Source organism: Polaromonas sp. P1_E1_2, assembly GCF_056406035.1.
On sequence record NZ_JBFUAZ010000776.1, the window covers coordinates 1 to 1,649 of the forward strand.

The following is a 1,649-nucleotide window of genomic DNA, read 5'->3' on the forward strand; positions in this document are numbered from 1 at the left end:
TTCCCGGCACCCCCAACCCTGAAATGAACGCGAAGGGCCTGGTCATCACCGACAACGCCACCATCGGCATCCAGTCGGGCAACGTGGCCAAACACATTCACCCGAAAACCGACGAGATCCAGTACATCATCGAAGGCAGCGGCGCCATGTGGCTGGGCGGCGAGCGCAAGGAGTTCAAGCCGGGCACGCTGATCATCATTCCCAAAGGCACGGCACACGGCGGTACGCTGGTGACCAGCGGGCCCGTCAAGGCGCTGGCCATCAAGATCCCGCCTCAGCCCAGGGACGACGTGACTTTTGTGAACTGAGCGAGCGCGCCTCGGTCAGCGAGGCGATTCAGCGCGGCGTACGCGGCGCCGCTGGGCGCCGCCTTGCAGGCGGGCGCTTCCGGGCCGCAGGCGCGGGTGTCGTCGCGACCTCCGGCGTGGACTCCGGCACCAGCAGCACAACTTCCTTCAGCCCCATGCCCAGCATGCCGAGCTCTTCCGCCGCGGCACGGCTCAGGTCGATGATGCGGTCGCCGCTGTAGGGTCCGCGGTCGGTAATACGGACGTCCACGTCGCGGCCGTTGACCAGGCTGTGGACACGCACCATGGTGCCAAAAGGCAGCGTGCGGTGCGCGGCGGTGAACTCCTGCATGTCAAAGCGCTCACCGCTGGCGGTGCGCCGGCCGTTAAAGCGCGGGCCGTACCAGGAAGCCTGGCCGCGCTGGAATTCGCGGGGCACTTCGCCGGCCAGCAGCGACGGCCTGGGTGCAGCGGCAGAAGGCGGCACCTCGTCGGTCATCTCACCGATCACGGGTGATGCATCGGTGGCGGGACGTGAAGGACGCGGCGCCGGTGCAGCAGCACCAGCGCCCGGCGCGGTGGAGGGTTTGTTTGGTGGCGCCGTGGTGCAGGCTGCCAGCAAAGCCAGCAGCACCGCAGCGCTGAGGGTGGCGGCAGACCGGCAGGCACCCTGCAGCATGGATGGCGGCCTCAGGCTCGCTGCAGTCGCCCGATGATTTCGGTCGTCGCCGCGGCCTGGTTCATCGTGTAGAAATGGATGCCGGGCACGCCGGCTGCGTAGAGCTGCTCGCACAAACCGCTGATCACATCAAGGCCGAAGCTCTTGATGGACGCGGTGTCGTCACCAAAGCCCTGCAGGCGCAGGCGGATCCAGCGCGGAATCTCGGCGCCGCAGGCATCGGAAAAGCGCATGAGCTGGGTGGAACTGGTGATGGGCATGATGCCGGGGACGATGGGCACGTCCACACCCAGTGCCTGCGCGTCGTCGACAAAACGGTAGTAGGCGTCGGCGTTGAAGAAATATTGGGTGATCGCCGAGTTGGCGCCGGCCTTGACCTTTTGCACAAAGGCCTGCAGGTCGGCATCGGCCGATCTGGCCTGGGGATGGATTTCCGGGTAGGCGGCCACTTCGATATGGAAAGCGTCACCGGTTTCGGCGCGGATGAAGGCCACCAGGTCGCTGGCGTAATGGAACTCGCCGCCCGCGCCGTAGCCGCTGGGCAGGTCGCCGCGCAGGGCGACCAGGCGTTTCACGCCCATGATCTGCAAGGTGGTGAGTTGCTGGCGCACGGTGGCCTTGGTGGCGCCCACGCATGAGAAATGGCAGGCCGCCGCCACGCCTTCGGCCAGGATTTCGTTCAC

At 66.6% G+C, this 1,649-nt stretch carries 3 protein-coding genes; 1 reads left to right on the plus strand and 2 read right to left on the minus strand.

The window, feature by feature from the left end:
- Window positions 1–308 (plus strand): cupin domain-containing protein (locus AC1D1P_RS22765; RefSeq protein WP_477674555.1); only part of this gene is annotated, 308 nt, incomplete at its 5' end.
- Window positions 309–336: 28 nt separating this feature from the next.
- Here AC1D1P_RS22765 and AC1D1P_RS22770 read toward each other — a convergent pair.
- Together AC1D1P_RS22770 and AC1D1P_RS22775 are read right to left on the minus strand one after the other, a co-directional pair.
- Window positions 337–966, minus strand: coding sequence for a septal ring lytic transglycosylase RlpA family protein (locus AC1D1P_RS22770; protein WP_477674556.1), 630 nt, complete (start codon window positions 964–966; stop codon window positions 337–339).
- A gap of 11 nt (window positions 967–977) precedes the next feature.
- Window positions 978–1,649: methylenetetrahydrofolate reductase (locus AC1D1P_RS22775; protein ID WP_477674557.1), on the minus strand; the 672-nt coding region annotated here is incomplete at its 5' end.